Annotated in this window: 19 protein-coding genes; 11 read left to right on the forward strand and 8 right to left on the reverse strand. The window is 57.3% G+C overall.

What is annotated here, in order from left to right; genetic code table 11:
• Nucleotide 1: 1 nt before the first annotated feature.
• The 6 genes from paaH (at nucleotide 2) to paaY (ending at nucleotide 6,061) form a co-directional block, all read left to right on the forward strand.
• Entirely contained in the window at nucleotides 2-1,429 is a 1,428-nt protein-coding gene (gene paaH / locus QMG44_RS06510; RefSeq protein WP_086532563.1) for a 3-hydroxyacyl-CoA dehydrogenase PaaH, read from the forward strand.
• Nucleotides 1,419-1,841 carry a hydroxyphenylacetyl-CoA thioesterase PaaI gene (paaI, locus tag QMG44_RS06515; protein WP_086532562.1) on the forward strand — a complete coding sequence of 141 codons (423 nt, stop codon included), beginning with the start codon at nucleotides 1,419-1,421 and terminating at the stop codon, nucleotides 1,839-1,841. Before paaH ends, paaI begins: the two co-directional genes overlap by 11 nt.
• Entirely contained in the window at nucleotides 1,841-3,046 is a 1,206-nt protein-coding gene (gene pcaF / locus QMG44_RS06520; protein WP_086532561.1) for a 3-oxoadipyl-CoA thiolase, read from the forward strand. The genes paaI and pcaF overlap by 1 nt, the downstream gene beginning before the upstream one ends.
• Before the next feature lie 26 nt (nucleotides 3,047-3,072).
• Nucleotides 3,073-4,389, forward strand: coding sequence for a phenylacetate--CoA ligase PaaK (paaK, locus tag QMG44_RS06525; protein WP_014169934.1), 1,317 nt, complete (start codon nucleotides 3,073-3,075; stop codon nucleotides 4,387-4,389).
• Nucleotides 4,390-4,519: 130 nt separating this feature from the next.
• Nucleotides 4,520-5,455 carry a phenylacetic acid degradation operon negative regulatory protein PaaX gene (gene paaX / locus QMG44_RS06530; RefSeq protein ID WP_086532560.1) on the forward strand — a complete coding sequence of 312 codons (936 nt, stop codon included), beginning with the start codon at nucleotides 4,520-4,522 and terminating at the stop codon, nucleotides 5,453-5,455.
• 9 nt (nucleotides 5,456-5,464) lie between these two features.
• A complete protein-coding gene (gene paaY, locus QMG44_RS06535; RefSeq protein ID WP_020884237.1) occupies nucleotides 5,465-6,061 on the forward strand; it encodes a phenylacetic acid degradation protein PaaY in 597 nt (198 codons plus the stop codon).
• Between the two features lie 94 nt (nucleotides 6,062-6,155).
• Here the strand turns inward: paaY and QMG44_RS06540 are convergent, their stop codons facing one another.
• Together QMG44_RS06540 and QMG44_RS06545 are read right to left on the reverse strand one after the other, a co-directional pair.
• Nucleotides 6,156-7,094: an omptin family outer membrane protease gene (locus tag QMG44_RS06540; RefSeq protein ID WP_025204278.1), complete on the reverse strand. Its 939-nt coding sequence runs from the start codon at nucleotides 7,092-7,094 to the stop codon at nucleotides 6,156-6,158.
• Between the two features lie 193 nt (nucleotides 7,095-7,287).
• Nucleotides 7,288-8,193: a LysR family transcriptional regulator gene (locus tag QMG44_RS06545; protein WP_014169938.1), complete on the reverse strand. Its 906-nt coding sequence runs from the start codon at nucleotides 8,191-8,193 to the stop codon at nucleotides 7,288-7,290.
• A 149-nt stretch (nucleotides 8,194-8,342) separates the two neighbouring features.
• Here QMG44_RS06545 and QMG44_RS06550 point away from each other — a divergent pair, with 149 nt between their 5' ends.
• Complete coding sequence (locus QMG44_RS06550; protein WP_014169939.1) at nucleotides 8,343-8,630, forward strand: DUF1330 domain-containing protein; 288 nt, start codon at nucleotides 8,343-8,345, stop codon at nucleotides 8,628-8,630.
• Here QMG44_RS06550 and QMG44_RS06555 read toward each other — a convergent pair.
• Nucleotides 8,627-10,021 (reverse strand): amidohydrolase family protein, encoded by a 1,395-nt coding sequence (locus QMG44_RS06555; RefSeq protein WP_086532559.1) that lies wholly within the window; start codon nucleotides 10,019-10,021, stop codon nucleotides 8,627-8,629. The two genes, QMG44_RS06550 and QMG44_RS06555, sit on opposite strands and share 4 nt — an antisense overlap.
• A 128-nt stretch (nucleotides 10,022-10,149) precedes the next feature.
• Between QMG44_RS06555 and QMG44_RS06560 the strand changes: the two genes are divergently transcribed.
• On the forward strand, nucleotides 10,150-11,130 hold the full coding sequence (locus QMG44_RS06560) for a LysR family transcriptional regulator (protein WP_086532558.1): 981 nt from the start codon (nucleotides 10,150-10,152) through the stop codon (nucleotides 11,128-11,130).
• Here QMG44_RS06560 and QMG44_RS06565 read toward each other — a convergent pair.
• From QMG44_RS06565 to QMG44_RS06580, 4 genes are all read right to left on the reverse strand, one after another.
• The gene (locus tag QMG44_RS06565; RefSeq protein ID WP_086532557.1) at nucleotides 11,053-14,112 is read right to left on the reverse strand and encodes an efflux RND transporter permease subunit; all 3,060 of its coding nucleotides are present in this window, start codon (nucleotides 14,110-14,112) and stop codon (nucleotides 11,053-11,055) included. The two genes, QMG44_RS06560 and QMG44_RS06565, sit on opposite strands and share 78 nt — an antisense overlap.
• On the reverse strand, nucleotides 14,109-15,218 hold the full coding sequence (locus QMG44_RS06570; RefSeq protein WP_086532556.1) for an efflux RND transporter periplasmic adaptor subunit: 1,110 nt from the start codon (nucleotides 15,216-15,218) through the stop codon (nucleotides 14,109-14,111). Before QMG44_RS06570 ends, QMG44_RS06565 begins: the two co-directional genes overlap by 4 nt.
• A 74-nt stretch (nucleotides 15,219-15,292) precedes the next feature.
• Nucleotides 15,293-15,907, reverse strand: coding sequence for a TetR/AcrR family transcriptional regulator (locus tag QMG44_RS06575; RefSeq protein ID WP_014169944.1), 615 nt, complete (start codon nucleotides 15,905-15,907; stop codon nucleotides 15,293-15,295).
• A gap of 273 nt (nucleotides 15,908-16,180) precedes the next feature.
• Nucleotides 16,181-16,999 carry an SDR family oxidoreductase gene (locus tag QMG44_RS06580; protein ID WP_086532555.1) on the reverse strand — a complete coding sequence of 273 codons (819 nt, stop codon included), beginning with the start codon at nucleotides 16,997-16,999 and terminating at the stop codon, nucleotides 16,181-16,183.
• A 96-nt stretch (nucleotides 17,000-17,095) separates the two neighbouring features.
• Here QMG44_RS06580 and QMG44_RS06585 point away from each other — a divergent pair, with 96 nt between their 5' ends.
• Nucleotides 17,096-17,464: a MerR family transcriptional regulator gene (locus QMG44_RS06585; protein WP_020884230.1), complete on the forward strand. Its 369-nt coding sequence runs from the start codon at nucleotides 17,096-17,098 to the stop codon at nucleotides 17,462-17,464.
• A gap of 36 nt (nucleotides 17,465-17,500) precedes the next feature.
• Here QMG44_RS06585 and QMG44_RS06590 read toward each other — a convergent pair whose 3' ends face one another.
• On the reverse strand, nucleotides 17,501-18,436 hold the full coding sequence (locus QMG44_RS06590; RefSeq protein ID WP_086532554.1) for a LysR family transcriptional regulator: 936 nt from the start codon (nucleotides 18,434-18,436) through the stop codon (nucleotides 17,501-17,503).
• Nucleotides 18,437-18,535: 99 nt separating this feature from the next.
• On the opposite strand from QMG44_RS06590, the gene QMG44_RS06595 reads away from it, so the two are divergent.
• Nucleotides 18,536-19,648, forward strand: a complete 1,113-nt coding sequence (locus tag QMG44_RS06595; RefSeq protein ID WP_063435304.1) for an alkene reductase — start codon at nucleotides 18,536-18,538, stop codon at nucleotides 19,646-19,648.
• A complete protein-coding gene (locus tag QMG44_RS06600; protein WP_086532553.1) occupies nucleotides 19,648-20,367 on the forward strand; it encodes an SDR family oxidoreductase in 720 nt (239 codons plus the stop codon). Before QMG44_RS06595 ends, QMG44_RS06600 begins: the two co-directional genes overlap by 1 nt.
• Nucleotides 20,368-20,378: the final 11 nt, after the last annotated feature.

The following is a 20,378-nucleotide window of genomic DNA, read 5'->3' on the forward strand; positions in this document are numbered from 1 at the left end:
GATGGCGATCACGGTTCGTACTGTCGCCGTCATTGGAAGCGGCACGATGGGTGCGGGAATTGCGGAAGTTGCGGCGAGTCATGGGCATCAGGTTCTGATGTATGACATTGCTTCGGACGCGATTTCACGCGCGATTGACGGGATCCGCCAGCGTCTCGCCTCCCGGGTGACTCGCGGAAAACTTTCCGCCGATGCTGGCAGCCAGATTCTTGCCAGGCTGCTGCCGGTAACGGATATCGAAGCGCTCGCCGCGGCAGATCTGGTGATTGAAGCCGCGTCTGAGCGTATCGACGTCAAAAAAGCGCTGTTTGCGCAACTGGCTCAGATTTGCCCGCCGCAGACCTTGCTGACCAGCAATACCTCCTCCATTTCTGTTACGGCGATTGCGGCGGATGTTCACCATCCGGAGCGCGTCGCGGGGCTGCATTTCTTTAATCCCGCACCGGTCATGAAGCTGGTCGAGGTGGTGAGCGGGCTGGCGACATCGCCCGAAGTGGCCGATGCGCTGTGCGAGCTGGCGCTGAACTGGGGGAAACAGCCCGTCCGCTGTCAGTCAACGCCAGGGTTCATCGTCAACCGCGTTGCGCGTCCGTTCTATTCTGAAGCCTGGCGCGCCCTGGAAGAGCAGGTCGCCGCGCCAGAAGTGATTGATGCCGCCCTGCGCGACGGCGGCGGTTTCCCGATGGGACCGCTGGAGCTGACCGACATGATTGGTCAGGACGTCAACTTTGCGGTGACCTGTTCCGTGTTCAATGCCTTCTGGCAGGAACGTCGTTTCCTGCCGTCGCTGGTGCAGCAGGAACTGGTGCTGGCGGGGCGGCTGGGCAAAAAAAGCGGGAAGGGCGTTTACGACTGGCACGGTGAGAAACCGTCTGTGCCGTGGCTTGACGCAGTAAACGACAGCTTTACCCCCATGCGCGTGCAGCGAAGAGGTGACGGTGTCACGGAAATAGATGAGCTCCTGTTGATTGAAACCCAGGGGGAGACCGCTCAGGCGCTGGCCCGGCGTTTTCACTGTCCGGTCGTGGTGATTGACCGCATCGAACGCGACGTGGCGGTGATCGCAACCGCATCGGATAACCCGCATACCGCCACGCAAAAAGCCATCTGGTACCTGCAGCAGCAGGGACACCGGGTACTGCGCATTGCCGATTACCCTGGCCTGCTGGTCTGGCGGACGGTGGCGATGATCGCCAACGAAGCGCTGGATGCGCTGCAAAAAGGGGTGGCCAGCGAGAAGGATATCGACACCGCCATGCGCCTTGGCGTGAATTACCCGAACGGGCCCATTGCCTGGGGGGAGCGTCTGGGCTGGCAACGGCTGTTAACGCTGCTGGAGAATTTGCAACGCCATTACGGCGAAGAACGCTATCGCCCTTGTTCACTGCTGCGCCAGCGTGCGCTTCTGGAGAGTAGCTATGAGTCATAACGCCTGGCATAACGCCCGCACCATGTATGAACAGGACGCCTGCGCCCAGGCGCTGGGGATCGACATCATCGACATGGACGATGGCTACGCGGTAGCAACGATGACCATCACCCCGCAGATGCTCAACGGCCACAAAACCTGCCACGGAGGACAGCTGTTTTCACTGGCCGATACCGCTTTTGCCTACGCCTGCAACAGCCAGGGGCTGGCGGCAGTGGCGTCAGGCTGTTCAATCGATTTTCTGCGCCCGGGGTTTGCCGGCGACACGCTGACCGCCACCGCGCGGGTTAAGCATCAGGGCAAACTGACCGGCGTGTATGACATTGAAATTCAGAACCAACAACAGAAAACCGTTGCCCTGTTTCGCGGAAAATCTCACCGCATCGGCGGCAGTGTGACAGGAGAAGCCTGATGCGTGACGCTTTTATTTGTGATGGCGTTCGAACCCCGGTGGGGCGCTATGGCGGGGCGCTGGCCAGCGTTCGCGCCGACGATCTCGGCGCGGTGCCGCTGCGTGCGCTGCTGGCCCGTTATCCGCAGCTCGACCTCGAGCGGATTGATGATGTGATCTTCGGCTGCGCCAACCAGGCGGGGGAAGATAACCGCAACGTGGCGCGTATGTCGCTGCTGCTGGCCGGACTGCCTCAGACGGTCTCCGGCACCACGCTGAACCGCCTGTGCGGTTCGGGTCTGGACGCGATTGGCTTTGCCGCGCGGGCAATCAGGGCGGGCGATGGCGACATGCTGCTTGCAGGCGGCGTCGAGTCAATGTCCCGGGCGCCGTTTGTAATGGGTAAAGCCACGGCGGCGTTCCAGCGTCAGGCGGAGATTTTCGACACCACCCTCGGCTGGCGATTTGTGAATCCGCTCATGCATCAGCAATTCGGAACTGACAGCATGCCGGAAACGGCAGAGAATGTAGCTGAATTGTTAAATATCAGCCGGACCGATCAGGATGCTTTCGCGCTGCGCAGCCAGCAGCGTACTGCTCAGGCGCAGCAGAACGGCATTCTGGCGCAGGAGATTGTGCCGGTGCAGGTGCCCGGCAAAAAAGGAACGGTTACGGAAGTTTCGGTAGATGAGCATCCCCGTGCTGATACCACGCTTGAACAACTTGCCGCGCTGAAAACACCGTTTCGCAAGAACGGTGTCGTGACGGCGGGTAACGCCTCCGGTGTAAACGATGGCGCTTCGGCGCTGATTATCGCCAGCGAGTCGATGGCGCACGCGCAAGGGCTTGTCCCGCGCACGCGGATCGTGGCGATGGCTACCGCTGGCGTGGAGCCACGTCTGATGGGCTTAGGACCGGTGCCAGCCACCCGCAAAGTGCTGGAACGTGCCGGGCTCAGCATCAACGATATGGACGTGATTGAGCTTAACGAAGCTTTCGCTTCTCAGGCGCTGGGCGTGTTACGTCAGCTGGGATTGCCGGATGACGCTGAACACGTCAACCCGAACGGAGGGGCCATTGCGTTGGGCCACCCGCTGGGCATGAGCGGTGCCAGACTGGCGCTGGCCGCGAGCAATGAATTGCATCGACGCAACGGGCGCTATGCGCTGTGTACGATGTGCATCGGTGTGGGTCAGGGCATTGCCATGATCCTTGAGCGTGTTTGAGCGAATAACAGTGTGAGTACCCTACAATGACAAATACAACAAAGCTTGATCCGATCGAAACGGCCTCCATTGACGAATTACAGGCGCTGCAAACCGAGCGTCTGAAATGGACGCTGCATCACGCCTATAACAACGTTCCGATGTACAAACGCAAGTTTGACGCCGCGGGCGTTCACCCTGACGATTTTAAAACGCTGGAAGACATCCGTAAGTTCCCGTGCACCACCAAGCAGGACCTGCGTGATAACTATCCGTTCGATACCTTTGCCGTACCGATGGAGCAGGTGGTGCGTATTCATGCCTCTTCCGGCACCACCGGAAAGCCGACCGTCGTCGGTTATACCCAACATGACATCGACAACTGGGCCAACCTGGTGGCCCGTTCTCTGCGCGCCGCGGGCGGCAGTGCGAAAGACAAAATTCATGTGGCCTATGGGTATGGCCTGTTTACCGGTGGGCTGGGCGCGCATTATGGCGCAGAGCGTTTAGGGGCGACCGTTATCCCGATGTCCGGCGGCCAGACGGAGAAACAGGCGCAACTGATCCGCGATTTCCAGCCGGACATGATCATGGTGACGCCATCCTACTGCCTCAATCTGATCGAAGAGCTGGAGCGCCAGATGGGAGGCGATGCCAGCGCCTGCTCCCTGCGTGTGGGGGTGTTTGGCGCAGAGCCGTGGACGCAGGCCATGCGCCGCGAAATCGAGAAACGTCTGGGGATCACCGCGCTGGATATCTATGGGCTTTCCGAGGTCATGGGGCCAGGCGTGGCGATGGAGTGTATCGAAACCGCCGACGGTCCGACCATCTGGGAAGATCATTTCTATCCGGAGATCGTTAACCCGAACGACGGCACGCCGCTTAATGATGGCGAGCAGGGCGAACTGCTGTTTACCACGCTGACCAAGGAGGCGCTGCCGGTGATCCGTTATCGCACCCGCGACCTGACGCGCCTGCTGCCCGGCACAGCCCGTACCATGCGTCGTATGGACAGGATCAGCGGTCGCAGTGACGATATGCTCATCATCCGCGGCGTCAACGTCTTCCCGTCCCAGCTGGAAGAGGAGATCGTGAAGTTCGAACACCTCTCCCCGCACTACCAGCTGGAGGTCAACCGCCGCGGTCATCTTGATTCACTTTCCGTGAAGGTGGAGCTCAAAGAGAGCAGTCTGACCCTGACCCACGAGCAGCGCTGCCAGGTGTGCCATCAGCTGCGCCATCGGATTAAATCGATGGTCGGGATCTCCACCGACGTGATGATTGTCAACTGCGGCAGTATCCCGCGCTCAGAGGGCAAAGCCTGTCGGGTGTTTGATTTGCGTAAAGTTGCGGCTAACGGTTGAGTTTCCCTCACCCCCTCAACCTAACCTTCTCCCCGGAGGGGAGAAGGGACGTTGTCGCCCTCTCCCTTTGGGAGAGGGCCGGGGTGAGGGGAATATGCTATGATTCATCCAGACCAAAAATAACAACAGAATGAATCACATGAATAAACTCGATGCCTTTATCCAGCACGCGGTTAGCTCGGTTCCCGTTAGCGGAACGTCGCTTATCTCCTCATTATACGGTGACGCGCTTTCACATCGCGGCGGCGAGATTTGGCTTGGCAGCCTCGCCGCCTTAATGGAAGGTATGGGATTTGGCGAGCGCTTTGTGCGCACTGCGCTGTTTCGTCTTAACAAAGAGGGCTGGCTGGATGTGTCGCGCATCGGACGACGCAGCTTTTACCGGCTGAGCGACAAAGGGCTGCGTTTGACCCGCCGCGCGGAGAGTAAAATCTACCGGTCTGAACTCCCGGCATGGGACGGCAAGTGGCTGTTGCTGCTCTCGGAAGGCCTCGATAAAACCACCCTTGCTGACGTCAAAAAGCAGCTGATCTGGCAGGGTTTTGGCACCCTGGCTCCCAGCCTGATGGCCTCCCCGTCGCAGCATCTGGCGGATGTGCAGTCGCTTTTACACGACGCAGGCGTGGCGGAAAACGTCATCTTCTTCGAGGCCCATTCGCCGCTGGCGCTGTCCCGCGCGGCGCTGCGTGCCCGGGTGGAGGAGTGCTGGCAGTTGACCGAACAGAACGCGATGTACGAGACGTTTATCCACTCGTTCCGTCCTCTTCTGCCGCTGCTGAAAGAGGCCGCGCCGGACGAATTAACGCCGGAACGCTGCTTCCAGATCCAGCTGTTGCTGATCCATTTTTACCGTCGCGTGGTGCTGAAAGACCCACTGTTGCCGGAGGAGTTATTGCCTGCACACTGGGCCGGACAAAGTGCGCGACAGCTGTGCATTAATATTTATCAGCGTGTGGCACCGGGGGCGCTGGCGTTTGTCAGCGAGAAAGGTGAAACCTCCGTCGGCGAACTGCCTGTGCCCGGCACGCTCTACTATCAACGCTTTGGTGGTCTTACTATCGTATAAGGAGTGGAGATGCCCGTTTATCAAATTGACGGTCTGACGCCGGTGGTGCCTGATGAGAGCTATGTTCACCCGACGGCGGTGCTCATCGGCGACGTGATCCTGGGCAAAGGCGTGTATGTTGGCCCGAATGCCAGCCTGCGCGGCGATTTTGGCCGGATTGTGGTGAAAGACGGCGCGAACATTCAGGATAACTGCGTCATGCACGGTTTCCCGGAGCAGGACACGGTGGTGGAAGAGGACGGCCATATCGGCCACAGCGCGATTCTGCACGGCTGTATTATCCGCCGTAACGCTCTGGTAGGGATGAACGCAGTGGTCATGGACGGCGCGGTGATTGGCGAAAACAGCATTGTCGGCGCGGCGGCCTTTGTGAAAGCGAAAGCCGAGATGCCCGCCAACCATTTGATCATTGGCAGTCCGGCAAAAGCGATACGTGTGCTGAGCGAGCAGGAAATTGCCTGGAAGAAGCAGGGCACGCGTGAGTATCAGGTGCTGGTGGATCGCTGCAAGCTGACCCTGCATCAGGTCGAACCCCTGCGCGAAGTGGAGCCCGGTCGAAAACGTCTGGAGTTTGACGAGGATCTGCGACCAAAATCGGCGTCATGAAGGGGCGCGCACCTGCGGAAGTAAAGCAGCACATCGAAAAAGGCCCCGTCAGGGGCCTGTGCATGTTTACGCTGGCCTGATGCGTTGCGCGAAATCAGAACCGGTATTGCAGACCGGCGGTAACGGTATAATTTTTGTTGGAAATGCCCGCCGCATCACCGCCAATTGACCCGGATTCGCCCGTGTTAGTATCAATAATCTGCGTGCCGCCTTTGCCCTCTTTGTAACGGCTATACGCGAACTCGGCAAAAACTTTGGCGTGTGGCGTGACGTAATATCCTGCATCCACTGACGCACCATAATAGCGAGAGTCTGAGGTTTTCTCGCGGAAGGTCAGGTCGCGCATATAGTGCTCGTCGTTATCATGAGCGCGCACCCAGTCACTGAATTTAAACAGGCCATTAAATTCGAAATTATTAATACGATACTGCCCCACAAGCCCAATATAAGGCATTGAGAAGCGCTGGCTATAACCAATGCCGCGTTCCCCCGCCGGGAAATTCCCCGTGTTGGTACCGTTATCATAATTATAAGAGCCACCGGTGGCCGTCCAGCTAAAACGGGTTTCCTGATAACCGGCAGTCACGCCCGCTTTATAGCTTTCGCCCTGCAATATCCAGCCTTTTACATTGAGATCGTATTCATTGGCATAATTGACGTTAGTTGCCGGATGCGTCGAATGATCTGTCCAGCTGGATTGTCTTTCGTTCATCCAGTCATAGTCATCCATATGACCCGAGCCGGATGCCAGTGAGGTCCAGCCGCGTGCGTTCAGGGTCAGGAAAGGGTACGCATCCCAGGAAATATCGCCTTTCAGGATGGCGACGTTTTTAATTTTCCAGTCCAGCTGGCTGATTTTTCTGCCTGTGACGTCGTCATACACCATTTCATGGGATTTCCCGCTGAGCATCCCGCCCGAGGCTGAAACGGTGACGCTGTCAGGTGAGAAATTCGGCGTAAATTGCGTTTCCCCTGCGTATACTGCGCCTGAAAAGGCGGCCATCATCGTCAGTAAAAGCGTATTTCTTGTCATTTTTATGTCCCTAATTAAAATTTAATAAATACCTTGCAATTAAATTTTAAAAGCCATGCAAATAACAATCAACTGCCAGTTTTAGTCATTATTCGCATTTGCGCTGTATATTCCTTTCACAAGAAACGTCCCTGAGCGAGTTAATATTGCCGTCCGGCCTCCGACAATTAGCGTGAATATCTTTAGCAGGATATTAATCAAAGTACGGTTTTAAAATGACTTCCGTCCAGTGCATAAAAGCTCTGACACGCTGCGATAAATTACGCCGATGGGCGACCACAAAAGCGGCATTAAGCGGTTCAGGAGGCAAATGGGGAAGCACTTCAACCAGCGCGCCGCGCTGGATATGGGGCGCCAGCGCGGAATACCCGCCCTGAATTAAGCCCAGACCCGCCAGCCCGGCTTCATGATAGGCCGGTACGCTGTTGACCCGCGCGGCGCCGGGTAACATGACGGACCGGTAGCCATCACCGTCCGGGTACTGCCAGCCATCAGGCCGGGCACCAAAATTTCGCATGTAATGCACCATTCGGTGTCCCTGACGAAGCAGGTCGTCGATCGTCTCGGGCACCCCGACGCGCTCCAGGTAGCGTGGGCTGGCGGCGTTAATCATCCGTAGCTGACCGAGCGGTCGGGCAATGAGGGTCTCATCAACAATGGGCCCAAAACGAATCACGCAGTCAAAGCCTTCCTGAACCAGATCGACTCGCCGGTCTGTGCTTGAAAGTTCTATTTCAAGTTCAGGATGCGCGTCCAGCAGTTGTGGCAGGGCGGGAATCACTACGCTTTGGGCCAACACTGCTGGCATATCGACGCGTAAACGTCCCCGCAGTGACATGCCGCCAGGCGCGAACATGGACTGCAGATCTTCAGCATCTGATAACAAATCCCGGGCGCGCGAATAAAAAGCCCGACCGTCTTCGGTCAGCTGTACCGCGCGGGTAGTCCGGTGCAACAGCGTCGTCCCGAGGTCATGCTCAAGCTCACGTACGACCGTTGAAACGCGGCCTTTCTTAATGCCCAGGCTCTCCGCCGCCTGAGTAAAGCTCTGCATTTCTGCGACGCGCGCAAAAATAGTCAGTGCATGCAGGTTTTTCATTGTTCACCTTCCGGGTAACAGTGCGTTATTTTTTGGGTGATTTATTCCCTTATTGATGACTAATAGAGTGTCTTCATACCGCGTAACGCTGTCAAACAGGTTGATGCGTTTTACACCACCGGCAACAGTCCTCAGGAAGGATAAAGAAGATGAATAAAGGTTATTTAATCGCCCACGTGACCGTCACAGATCCTGCTGCCTATGCAGAATATGCGAACGCTGCCGGGGAAGCGCTGCAGGGGTTCAACCCCCGGGTCATCGTCTGGTCAGGGGAATATGAAAATCTCGAAGGGGAGGCGCATGAACGCCATGTCGTTTTAGAGTTTGATTCGTATGCTGAGGCCAAACGTTTTTATAACAGTCCCGGGTACGTTGCCGCCAGAAAGCTGCGCGCGGGGGCGGCAACCGGGACATTTGTTGTGGTTGAAGGGGCTTAATCCTGCGCCAGCGGCAGGAAGGCGTCAGCAAATATGTCCGGCGCATACCCGGCTGAGGTAAAGAGATGATGACGTGATTCATCAATGGCCTCGCGAAGGCGGGTGATGTCTACCCCCAGCACGTTGCCGTCTTGCTTCACGATTCGTCCGGCAATCATGACGGTATGGATGTTGCTGCGCTCTGCCGCATGGACCACCGTGCCAAATGCATTGCCGGACGGATAGAGGTTGAGATCGCCGGCGTTAATAAGCACCAGGTCGGCCTGTTTACCCGGCGTCAGGCTGCCGATGCTCTCCTGTAACCCTGCACAGGCCGCACCATCGACGGTGGCTGCTTTCAGGAGCTGTTGGGTATGAAGCGTATTTACGGTGTGCGCTGAACCACAGCAGCGCTGCTGATGCATGCCCATGACGCGCTGGAGGTAAAAAGCCACGCGCATTTCCATAAACATGTCGCCGCTGTACGACGTTTCATTGTCAACGCTGAGGCCGGGGCTGATGCCGTGGCGCAGCGCGGACTGAAGGGCAAACATGCCGTCTTCAATCCCATAGTGCGCATCGGAGCGGGGGCAGACGTTCACGCGTACACCCGCGTCCCGCAGGATTTTCCATCCGTCGTCCGGCAGTGCGGTGCAGTGATTAAAAATATTGTCCGGTCCCAGAAGCCCCTGCTGATGCAGCGCCTCAAGCTGCGACGCCATTTCACCCCCAAAGAATTCGGTCACGATTGGCAACCCCAGCCTGCGGGCCTCCGGCCATCTCTCCGGCTCCAGCTGGGCCATGACCGCCAGCGAAACAAGACTTTCAGGGTTATTCTGGAAATACTTTTCTTGCAGGCGCTGCCAGTTACCGGGCCAGTGCGCGCGGTCCCATTCTCCGGACACCGGTGCACCGGAAGCGTGTACGGCGCGGATCCCTGCATCCAGCAGGGCCTCAACGGCCGCGTCCGAATGCGCAGCGGTGCGGCTGTTATGGGAATTATCAATCACCGTAGTGATACCGGCATCAATACACCCCAGGGCGGTGAGCAGGTTGCCGATATAAATATCGGCAGGGCGATAATACCTGGCGAATGAGAAGTGCGTGGCGTTGCAGTAATCTTCAAGCGTTTTGGCGTCGGGGTTAATGCGGCGCAGTTGTCCCTCCCAGGCATGGCGATGGGTATCCACCAGGCCCGGCATGGCAATCATATGTGTGGCATCTATTATGCGGGCGCCTTCTGCTGCCAGATTTTCACCAATGGCGACGATCTTTGCGCCTTCGATAAGGATATCGCCGCGCTCAAAATTACCCACCCTGTCATCCATGCTGAGCAGGGTTGCGCCCTTAATCAACGTGGCGGGTGGGGTTATGCTCTGATTGTTAATCATATTTCTCAGGTAATCGCTCATCTTCTTGTCCTTTGTCTCTTCATGGGTGAGAAATTACGCCACCCGATTACGGCGAAAAAGATGCTTAACGTGTTTTCATTATTCATAATCTACGAAGAATAATGTGAGCGACGGTCGGGGGAGAAAAGATGGATCGTATTCAGGCAATGCAGATCTTCATGCGGGTAGCGCAGGCCGGAAGCTTTGTCCGCGCAGCCGAAACGCTTTCTCTGCCTTCGTCAACGGTCACCAGCAGCATAAAAAATCTGGAGAATTACCTCCAGGTGCGCCTGCTTAACAGAACGACAAGGCGGGTGAGCCTCACCGCTGAAGGTGTGCAGTATCTGGCGCAATGCCAGGAAATACTGGCGCTAATCGATCATGCCGAAACGAGCCTGACGGCGTCAGTCCGGCGCCCGCAGGGACGCTTGCGGGTGGATATGCCGGGCGGGATCGCGGATTTCATCGTGATGCCTCACCTGAAAGATTTTTACCGGCTTTATCCGGATATCTACCTGATGTTGGGCGTCAACGATCGGCAGGTTGATCTGGTGCAGGAGGGGGTGGACTGTGTGATCCGAACGGGTGATCTGAATAGCTCGACTCTTGTTGCCCGTCCTCTGGGCCGGTTTCGCTGGGTGACCTGTGCCTCACCGGACTATCTCAGGAAGTTCGGTACCCCCCGCTCGCCAGACGACTTATCACAGCATCGGGCGATACACTATTTTTCCGATCAGACCCGACGGGCGGATGCGTTACGCTTTGTCCGCGGGACAGAGACCGTCTCCATCCCTGTCCGCGGCGAAGCGGCCGTAAATGCCACCGGGCTTTATATCAACATGTGCCTTGAAGGTTTCGGGCTGGCGCAGTTGGCTGAGAGCATTGTCTCAGCGCATCTGCGGGAGGGAAGGCTGGTTGAGGTTCTGGCTGACTGGCAACCGCCTTCGGTGCCCGTCACGTTGCTTTATCCCCATCAGCGTTTTCTCTCTCCCGCAGTGCGTGCCTTTGCAGACTGGATTGCCGGGCTTATCCCGGACGCCAGCCCGGCACCGTCAGGCGGCGGGCTTGATCCGAAACCAGATCGCATACATCGCTGGCAGGAAGACGAGGGTAATCATGGTTCCCCCTAGCGTTCCGCCAATCAGCGTGTAGGCCAGCGTTCCCCAGAACACGGAGTGCGTCAGGGGAATGAACGCCAGCACGGCGGCCATGGCCGTCAGTAAGACTGGCCTCGCGCGCTGTACGGTCGCCTCAACCACGGCGTGGAACGGATCGAGACCGTCCTTCTGGTTGTGATCGATTTGACCAATGAGAATCAGCGTGTTTCGCATCAGGATCCCCGAAAGCGCGATCAGGCCGACGAGGGCATTGATGCCAAACGGCTGATTGAAAAGCAACAGCGTAGGAACCACACCAATAAGCCCCAGCGGTGCGGTCAGGAATACCATGACCATGGCCGAGAGTGAACGCACCTGCAGAATGATTATCAGCAGCGTCAGGGCAATCATAATGGGGAACAGCGGGGCCATGGCCTGGGTGGCTTTGCCGGATTCCTCAATCGATCCCGCCATTTCGATGCGATAGCCAGGTGGAAGTGAATCAACAAGGGGTTGCAGCTGTTTCATGATGGCGGTTGACACATCCGGGGGCTGAAGGTTTTCGGCAATGTCTCCCCGCACGGTAATCGTGGGCGTACGATCGCGACGGCGCAACAGCGGATCTTCCATTCGGATCTCAATCTCCCCGATTTGTGACAGCGGAACGCGTTGCCCGGCGTTACCCACCAGGGTAAAGCCCTCTATCTTCGCCGGATCAAGGCGGATATCACCCGCGGCGCGGCCCGTAACCTGTACCGAGCGAATATCTTCCCGCACGGAGGTGATGGGAACGCCCGTCAGAAGGAACTGAAGCTGCTGGGCAACGGCGTTCGACGTTAAGCCGGTAGCCTGCAGGCGGTTCTGATCGAGGGTGAAATGCAGGGTCGGTACGCGTGAACCCCAGTCGGTATTGACGGTTCTCATCATCGGACTGGCCTGCAGCACACCTTTAACGTTCTCTGCAATGTCACGCAGTTTATTGACATCCGGTCCCATTACTCGCCAGGCGACCGGGAAGGGAGAATAAGGCCCGAATACCAGCTGCGTTACCCGCACGCGTGCCTCCGGAGCCAGCCCGCGGGCTACCGCTTCGCGAAGGCGGAACTTCAGCGCCTCGCGTGACTTCTCGCTGTCCGTCATGACGACAACCTTCGCGAAAGAGGGATCGGGCAACTCAGGGGCCATCGCCAGATAAAAACGCGGCGAACCCTGGCCAATGTAGGCGGTGACGATGCTGGCTTCAGGCTGTTTGCGCAGCCACGCTTCGATTTTCGCGGTGGCGGCGCTGGTTTGCTCAATCGATGTGCCATACGGCATCTGCACTTCCACCAGCACCTCGGGGCGGTCGGACGTCGGGAAAAACTGTTTTTTAACCAGTCCCATCCCCAGTACTGCGAGGGTGAAGATGGCCACGACGGACGCGGCGACGATCCATTTTCGGGCGATCACGCGGCTCAGGGTATGACGAAAACGGTTATAGCGCGGGGTGTCATAGATGGCGGCATGACCACCTTCGACTTTTGCGATGTCCGGCAGAATTTTGACGCCCAGATAAGGGGTGAACACCACCGCCACAAACCACGAAGCTATCAGGGCGAGGCCGACTACCCAGAACATATTGCTGGTGTACTCCCCGGCGGTTGACTGCGCAAAACCATTCGGCATAAACCCGATGGCTGTCACCAGGGTTCCGGCCAGCATTGGCGCGGCGGTATGGCTCCAGGCGTAGGCGGAGGCTTTGATTCTGTCGTAGCCTTCCTCCATTTTTACCACCATCATTTCGATGGCGATAATGGCATCATCAACCAGTAAGCCGAGGGCTAAAATAAGGGAGCCCAGGGTAACGCGGTCGAAGTTTATACCGGAGGCTTCCATCACGACAAAAACGACCGCCAGCGTCAGCGGCACTGCCGCCGCGACAACGATGCCCACGCGCCACCCCATACTGACAAAACACACCACCATCACCACCAGCAGGGCAACGAAGAACTTGATCATGAACTCATCGACCGACGAGCGGATATTCACCGACTGATCGGTGACTTTCGTTAAGGTCATCCCCAGAGGCATATTCGCATTGATGTTTGCCGTTTCAGCATCCAGCGCTTTACCCAGCGCCAGGCCGTTCCAGCCTTCACGCATGACAATACCGAGCAGCAGGGTGGGTTCTTGCTGGTTACGGATCTGCAGGGTCGGTGGATCTTCATACCCCCGTTCTACCGTTGCCACGTCGGACAGCCGGAGCGTTTTGCCCTGCGCGATCAGGGGCGTATCGCGGATCTTCTGCAATTTATCGAAAGCGCCGTCGAGGCGGATAAAGATTTGCGCCCCGCGCGTTTCAATCGAGCCCGCCGCGGTTAATGCGTTCTGGCTGTTGAGCGTGGTGAAAATATCCTGCGGCGAGAGTCCCAGTGTTGCCAGACGGTCATGCGAGAAGGAGATGTAAATCCGCTCGGCCTGTTCCCCGATGATGTTCACTTTCTTTACGCCCGGAACGTGCAAAAGCTGCTGGCGCAGGGCTTCGGCGTCACGCACTAACAGACGCTGTGGTTCGCCTTTCGCTTTCAGTGCAAAAAGGGCAAAGGTGACATCGGAAAACTCGTCATTGATCATCGGCCCCATGACGCCTGCCGGAAGGTTTTTGGTTTCATCCCCCAGTTTCTTTCGCGCCTGGTAAAATTCCTCCTGAACCTGAGAAGGCGGGGTTTTGTCCTGCAATGACAACGTGATAAACGCCATACCGGGGCGGGTATACGTTTCCGTGCGGTCATACCATTTGAGTTCCTGCAGACGTTTTTCCAGCGGCTCGGCGACCTGATCCTGGATTTCCTGCGCGGTTGCGCCGGGCCAGACGGTGATAACCGTCATTTGCTTAACCGTGAAGGGTGGATCTTCCGCGCGGCCAAGGCCAAAAAACGAGAAAATACCGGCAAGGGTAACCAGAATAATCAAGAACAGCGTGACCGAGCGCTCGCGTACCGCAAGCGCTGACAGGTTGAAACGACCTCCACTCATGGTGTCATCCCCGCCTGAGTGGCATCGCGCTGTTCCGCCAGCCGGACCGCTTCGCCTTCGTGCAGAAGATGGACGCCTAACGCAACAATCTTCTCTCCGGGCTGCACGCCGCCGGTCACTCTGGCGATATCATCCCCTACGCTAAGCACCCTGACAGGCTGCCAGACGACTTTTGTCGGCTGAGCGGAAATACGCCAGACGCCAGGCCCTTTCCCCGCATCGTAGAGAGACGCCAGGGGAACCTGCATCACGCGGCTGTCGCCTTTGCCGTGTTCGATGCTCAGCGTCACGGTCGCCCCCAGCGGCGCGTTCGCCAGCGCGCCATCCAGCACGTATCGGGCCTCAAAGGTACGGGTGGTCGCATCGGCTGAATCAGACAGCAGGCGCAGCTTCGCGCTAACGGGCTGCTTTTCGTTACCGTAGAGCGTTGCCAGGGCTGTACTTCCCACGGCAGGGCGCAGGGTTTCCGGCAACTGGACCAGCGCCTCGCGCTGCCCCGCGCGGGCCAGACGGATCACCGCCTGCCCGGCGCTGACCACCTGTCCAGGCTCGGCAAGCGTCTCCATCACCACGCCGTCTGAATCGGCAAGTAGCACGGCATAACCGGTGGCGTTTTGCGCCACGCCTGCCTGTGCCCGGGCAGCGCTGAGCTCCGCTCTGGCGCTGTCGGCTGCGGCTTTAATCTGGTCGTACTCCGACGCCGACACTGCACCGGATGCCACAAGGCCGCGATAACGCGCCTCATCGCTGGACGCTTTACGTGCGCGCGCCTGGGCAGCATCCACCGCGCGCTGCTGGGCCTGCGCCTGTAATTTCAGATCAACAGGATCCAGACGCATTAAAGGCTGGCCCTGCTTAACGGTCTGACCCGTATCGACAAGACGTTCGAGAATTTTGCCCTGCACCCTGAAGCCTAAATCACTTTGCGTTCTTGCCACCACCACGCCGGTAAAGGCGCGTGACGTCTCGTTCGCAGGGATCACGGACGCCGACCTGACAAGCGGTGGCTGCGTGCGCGGATCGTCACTGGCGTGGTTATCGCCGCATGCCACCAGGGCAATCGGCAGGAGGCATACGGCAAGGCGGGCTGAATGAAGCCTGAGCATGGGAACCCTTATTACATTAACAGGACGGTATCCGCATTCTCATTCGAGTGACCAATAAAGTCAATGGTCACTAATCAGGGGGCCAGGCTTCGCAAAATCAGAGAGGAGAGGACAACCGCCGCGGTCGGGGCGGCTTCAAGGTTGTACTGCAGCTGAACAGGGTTAATGAAAGGGCACATCACCATATAGATCGCCAGTGTAGCTTCGTCCAGAGGGGTTTTTCTCTCGAACTCACCGGCTTTTCTGCCCTCGACAACAATGCTCTCAATCAGCTTCAGCAGACGTTCGGAATACCTTTCGGTTGAAGGCCACTTGTCCCGCGCGGCAACGGCGGCAATGTCGTAGAGTTTACGCTCATGGAAAAACAGTTCACTTCCCGCCTCGGTGAGCGCCCTGAACAGACGACGCAGCTTTTCGCTTGCGGATGGCGCATCAGCGATGGCTGCATTGACCGCCGCCATGATCATATCAAGACGGTTCGCGCAGATGACCTCGCCGATTGCCTGCTTGGAATCAAAAAATTTATAGATATAGGCTTTTGAAAAACCGATGGCTTTGGCAAGTTCGGCGACGGTGGTTTTTTCATAGCCGTAATGGCCGAAGTGCTCATACGCCGCTTCGACGATTTGCTCTCGGACCGTGTGATCGAGTGGACCACGTGTGGATGGGGTGTTCATGTCTTTAGTCATTATTTCAGCTTAGCGTGACAGGCTCCGATTGACAACGTGTGACCATTTGGTAATTGGGTCACATGGTTGAGTGGGCAGATGGCACATGCACAGTCGTCTGTGGAACCCGAGGGATAATACTCGTTAGCCCTGAGCCGTTAAGACTGCATCATCAACCAGGTCGGCTAAGTGTATCACTGTTTTTCGCGGGATATTGTCAGTCTTTGCGAGAGGTTGCGCGCGTTTCAGTGCAATTGCGCGGCACTGAAACGTCACGCTTTGACCTGAACGGGATTATGCGTCTGAACGCGCACCCTGACCGGCGGGCTTAGGTCGTAATACTTTTTCAGCAATGATCGCCAGACGTCGGCGGGTGACAAACCGGTGTAACTGGCCCAGCAGCCAGTTACCGCAGCCGGGGATCAGCGTGTTGCGTTGCGTATCCACGGCCCGTAACGCCAGCGCGACCACGTTCTGCGCTGGCATTCTTTTGCCCACTGACGCTTCCTCGGCATTCACCACCTCAAAAAAGGCGGTATCCGTTGCGCCGGGGCAAAGCGCCAGCACGCGGATGCCGTGAGCGCGGTATTCTCCCCACAGCGCGTTCGAAAAGGAGAGTAAAAATGCCTTTGTTGCCCCATAAATTGCCATATACGGATCCGGTTGCATGGCAGCGGTTGAGGCCACGTTAATCATCACGCCTGAACCTTTACGCAGCATGGCGGGCAGGAGGGCGTGCGCGAGCGCCACGGGGGCAACGCAGTTGATGTTGATCTCTTTACGCTGGCGCTCCAGAGATAGCTTTTCAAATCGCCCGTAGGTGGCAAACCCCGCGCTATTAATCAAAATATCGGGATAAAGCCGTAACGCTTCCAGCCGTTCCACAATGTGGGTAATGGCCTCAGGCAGCGTTAAGTCCTGCACGATAACGGTGAGTGATACGCCGTGCGTTTTGTGTAGCTCAGCCGCAAGCGCCTGCAGCGTTGCCTCGGAGCGGGCAACCAGGATCAACCCCACGCCACGGGCCGCGAGCTGGCGGGCGAACTCCCGTCCGATGCCCGAGGATGCACCGGTAACCAGTGCTGTTTTTCCTGTATAATCAAAAGAATTCATAACATAAATCCCGTTTTCCCTGTCTGTGCGGCACAGGATAAACCGTGTACTCAGGTACACGGTCAAGCGTGATTTTTACAAAGTGAGAACGACGCGATGAGGATCGGCGAGCTGTGTGCCAGAACAGGGTTATCGAAAGAGACGGTGCGTTATTATGAAAGGGCGGGCTTGCTGGAAAAAATTCCGCAGCCAAACGGCAGTAATAACTACAAAGTCTACTCGGCTGTGGATTTACAACGGCTGAAGCTGATCGGGCATGCCAAAATGCTGGGGTTTACCCTGGCTGAAATCGCCGATGTTCTGGCGGTCTGGGTTGATGACCGCTTTACCGCGGAGGAAAAACAGGCCGCTTTGCGGCGCAAACTGGCGCAACTGGCGGAGAAAGAAGCGGCGCTGAATGAACTTCGGACCCGCTTGACCGATGCCCTTCATAAAGTTGGTCAGCCGTGTGTTGATGTATTTTAAACGGCTGACGCGGACCGTTTAACGCAACCGGCGGCTTCACGACGTCATCAGCTCACCGCCTTCAGTCTTTTTAAGCCAGTCGATAAAAAACTGGCTAAATGCGGTGACCTGAAGCGGCTGGAGTTTCCGTTGCGGGTAGACAAACTGTAGCCCGACATCTTTGCGATCAAACCGGCTAAAGCCGGTGAAGCTCCCGGCAAGCAACACTTTCAGCCTTCCTTTCTCGACATCGTCCTTCACGTCCCACCACGATTTGCCCACAATGCCAGCCCCGTCGAGGGCCCACTGACGAAGCAGCGCCCCGTCATCACAGACCATGGCAGGCTCTACGCGAACGACGCGCTCTTTCCCCTCAACCTCAAACCGCCATTCATTCATCACCACCCCTTGCGATTCCAGCGCCAGACAGCGGTGGTCCGTCAGCGCATCACAGGAGGCAGGGATACCCTGGTCGTTAAGATACGCTGCTGACGCGACCAGCACCCGGTGATTGGGACGGATATTTCTGACCACCAGGCTGCTGTCCGGCAGGTTGCCGAAGCGAATGCTCATATCCAGCCGGTTAGCGACCAGATCCTCTACGTGTTCTCTTAAGTAAATGAAAAATTTGATTTCCGGATGCAGGCGGGAAAATGCCATGACGGCGGGGCTGAGATACTGCCTGCCAAAGTCAGAGGGGGCGGAAAGACGAATGTTACCGCTGAGCACGCCCTCTTTTTGTGCCAGTAACGACTCGGCATGATGCATCTCTTCCAGCACGCGCAGTGCCGCATGGTAAAACTCTTCGCCCGCCCGGGTGAGGGAGATAGCCCGCGTGGAACGGTGAAACAGGCGCGTCTGGTAGCGTTCTTCAATCGCTTTGAGGCGGGCGGTCATGGTGGCCGGGGAAAGTGACAGGCGGCGGCCAGCGGCGGAAAGCCCGCCAGCCTCGGCGACTTCAACCAGCAGCGCCATATCTTCGAGTTTACCCATTATTCATATTTTCCGAAAAGTGCATCTGATTTTAGTGTAATTATCAAAATCAGATGCCGCCTGTAAAGTGATTTCATCGTAACCACAAGGGACGTCCAGATGAACCAGACCTCACTTTTTGAACGCTACAGGTTAGGGGATCTCAACCTGAAAAATCGCATCGTCATGGCACCAATGACCCGTGCCCGCGCTCTTCAGCCGGGAAATATTCCCTCGACGCTGATGGCTGAATATTACCGACAGCGGGCCAGCGCGGGCTTAATCATCACCGAAGCCACGCAGATTTCGCCTCAGGGCCAGGGCTATTCATGGACTCCGGGGATCCATACGCCAGAGCAGGTTGCGGGGTGGCAACTCACTACCGGCGCGGTCCATCAGGCGGGAGGGGTGATTTTTTCCCAGCTCTGGCACGTGGGGCGGATGTCTCATGCCCGTTTTCACGAAGACGGACTGCCCGTCGCGCCCTCCGCGCTGGCACCCGATGCGAAAGTATGGGTGGTGAATGAACATGGCGAAGGTCAAATGGTTGACTGCCCGACGCCACGCGTGCTGTCGCGAAAAGAGATCGCGCGCGTCGTCGAACAGTACCGACAGGCGGCGCTCAATGCCGTTCAGGCCGGATTTGATGGCGTGGAGGTGCACGGCGGAAACGGCTATCTGATTGATCAGTTCCTGAGATCCACGTCAAACATCCGCACGGATGAGTATGGCGGCAGTCTCGTGAACCGGATCCGCTTCGCGCAGGAAGTGCTCGATGCCATTGCGCAGGCCATAGGCGCTGAGCGCACCGGTATCCGGCTTTCGCCGTTTATTACACAGCGGGGAATGAACGATCCGCAGGTCATCGAAGCCATTCTCGCCCTCGCGGCCTGGTGCCAGCAACGAGGTATTGCGTTTATTCACCTGGCGGAAGCCGACTGGGATGATGCGCCACAGGTTCCGGAAAGTTTCCGCAAAAAACTGCGCGAAACATTCCGTGGCACCCTGATCGTGGCAGGAAATTATACTCCCGAAAAGGCGGAAAAAATCCTCGCAGCAGGGTATGCCGATTTGATTGCGTTTGGACGCCCGTTTATTGCCAATCCCGATTTACCACAGCGGCTGGCGCATCACTGGCCGCTGAATGACGTCAGCGATCCCGCCACGCTCTTTGGTGGTACAGCGGTGGGGTATACCGATTACCCCACTTACAACCTGTGTGAGGAAAAATGATGACCCGTAAGACGTTAATTATTGGCGGCGCGTCCGGTATTGGTTTTGCTGTAGCCCGTGCCCTGGCAGCACGCGGCGACGACATTATTCTCGCGGGACGCAATAAAGAGAAACTGAGCGCTGCCCGCGCGCGGCTCAGTCCATCTTCCGCCTCTGTTGAGACCCTCGTCCTCGATATTAGCAATGAAGCAGAGGTGATCGCGTTAAGCGAAACGCTGGGTCAGGTCGACAATATTATTGTCACGGCCGGCTCTCAGGCACCGGGAGGGGCGCTTTCCAGCCTCGACCCTGGCGCGGCGAAACTGGCTTTTGATACCAAATTTTGGGGCAGCATGCATGTCGCCAGGTATCTGAGCGGGAAAATTTCGCCCCGCGGTACGCTGACGCTGACCAGCGGGTTTGTTGCACGCCGCGTGGTAGCCGGTGCCATAGTCAAAACCACCATGAACGCCGCCATCGAGGCGGCAACAAAAGTGCTGGCAAAAGAACTTTCACCGCGTCGCGTAAACGTCATCAGCCCGGGTCTGACCGATACCGAAGCCCACGCCGGGATGGATGCGGCTGCGCGGGAAAAAATGCTGACTGTTGCAGCACAGACGTTGCCCGCTAAAGCGTGGGGACGAGCGGAAGACGTTGCTCAGGGCTATCTCTTTGCCATCGATAATGCCTTTGTTACGGGCTCGGTGATTGATATTGAGGGCGGGGCATTAATTAACTGACCCCGCGTTGA

Source organism: Enterobacter sp. 200527-13 (genome assembly GCF_027924865.1).
In the GTDB taxonomy this organism is placed as follows: Bacteria; Pseudomonadota; Gammaproteobacteria; order Enterobacterales; family Enterobacteriaceae; genus Enterobacter; species Enterobacter ludwigii.

Excerpts from the sequence above, each read along its gene's own strand:
- QMG44_RS06555 (WP_086532559.1), bottom strand. The coding sequence starts at position 10,021 with ATGAGCGATTACCTGAGAAATATGATTAACAATCAGAGCATAACCCCA.
- paaH (WP_086532563.1), top strand. The coding sequence starts at position 2 with ATGGCGATCACGGTTCGTACTGTCGCCGTCATTGGAAGCGGCACGATG.
- QMG44_RS06595 (WP_063435304.1), top strand. The coding sequence starts at position 18,536 with ATGAACCAGACCTCACTTTTTGAACGCTACAGGTTAGGGGATCTCAAC.
- paaY (WP_020884237.1), top strand. The coding sequence starts at position 5,465 with ATGCCCGTTTATCAAATTGACGGTCTGACGCCGGTGGTGCCTGATGAG.
- paaK (WP_014169934.1), top strand. The coding sequence starts at position 3,073 with ATGACAAATACAACAAAGCTTGATCCGATCGAAACGGCCTCCATTGAC.
- QMG44_RS06570 (WP_086532556.1), bottom strand. The coding sequence starts at position 15,218 with ATGCTCAGGCTTCATTCAGCCCGCCTTGCCGTATGCCTCCTGCCGATT.
- QMG44_RS06585 (WP_020884230.1), top strand. The coding sequence starts at position 17,096 with ATGAGGATCGGCGAGCTGTGTGCCAGAACAGGGTTATCGAAAGAGACG.
- QMG44_RS06600 (WP_086532553.1), top strand. The coding sequence starts at position 19,648 with ATGACCCGTAAGACGTTAATTATTGGCGGCGCGTCCGGTATTGGTTTT.
- pcaF (WP_086532561.1), top strand. The coding sequence starts at position 1,841 with ATGCGTGACGCTTTTATTTGTGATGGCGTTCGAACCCCGGTGGGGCGC.
- QMG44_RS06580 (WP_086532555.1), bottom strand. The coding sequence starts at position 16,999 with ATGAATTCTTTTGATTATACAGGAAAAACAGCACTGGTTACCGGTGCA.
- QMG44_RS06590 (WP_086532554.1), bottom strand. The coding sequence starts at position 18,436 with ATGGGTAAACTCGAAGATATGGCGCTGCTGGTTGAAGTCGCCGAGGCT.
- QMG44_RS06565 (WP_086532557.1), bottom strand. The coding sequence starts at position 14,112 with ATGAGTGGAGGTCGTTTCAACCTGTCAGCGCTTGCGGTACGCGAGCGC.
- QMG44_RS06560 (WP_086532558.1), top strand. The coding sequence starts at position 10,150 with ATGGATCGTATTCAGGCAATGCAGATCTTCATGCGGGTAGCGCAGGCC.
- QMG44_RS06540 (WP_025204278.1), bottom strand. The coding sequence starts at position 7,094 with ATGACAAGAAATACGCTTTTACTGACGATGATGGCCGCCTTTTCAGGC.
- paaX (WP_086532560.1), top strand. The coding sequence starts at position 4,520 with ATGAATCACATGAATAAACTCGATGCCTTTATCCAGCACGCGGTTAGC.
- QMG44_RS06545 (WP_014169938.1), bottom strand. The coding sequence starts at position 8,193 with ATGAAAAACCTGCATGCACTGACTATTTTTGCGCGCGTCGCAGAAATG.
- QMG44_RS06575 (WP_014169944.1), bottom strand. The coding sequence starts at position 15,907 with ATGACTAAAGACATGAACACCCCATCCACACGTGGTCCACTCGATCAC.
- paaI (WP_086532562.1), top strand. The coding sequence starts at position 1,419 with ATGAGTCATAACGCCTGGCATAACGCCCGCACCATGTATGAACAGGAC.
- QMG44_RS06550 (WP_014169939.1), top strand. The coding sequence starts at position 8,343 with ATGAATAAAGGTTATTTAATCGCCCACGTGACCGTCACAGATCCTGCT.